Source organism: Ulvibacter sp. 2210JD10-4 (assembly GCF_058148525.1).
In genome coordinates, this window is sequence record NZ_JBYVJZ010000048.1 from 1 (window position 1) to 262 (window position 262).

Below are 262 nucleotides of genomic sequence, written 5' to 3' on the forward strand. Positions count from 1 at the left end.
TTTCTTCCATGGTTGATGATCCTAACTTTTCATGTACTGCAAAAATTCCTGCAGTAGAACCCGGAACTCCAACAGCAAGGCTTCCTACTTTACTTTTTTGGGAAAGATATACGCCATTTTCATCCAGATACATGTTCTTTGAAGCTGCAATAGGTGCTTTTTCTCTATACTCAAAAGCACCCAGTTCTCCATATTGTGTTCTATAGACCATAAAACCGCCACCCCCAAGATTACAGGCATAGGGATATACGACTGCTAATGC

Annotated in this window: 1 protein-coding gene; it reads right to left on the reverse strand. The window is 40.8% G+C overall.

The genetic code is table 11. The features are described 5' to 3' along the window. A partial coding sequence (locus ACY2RT_RS15425) for a gamma-glutamyltransferase (RefSeq protein ID WP_490156811.1) occupies positions 1 to 262 on the reverse strand: 262 nt, incomplete at both ends.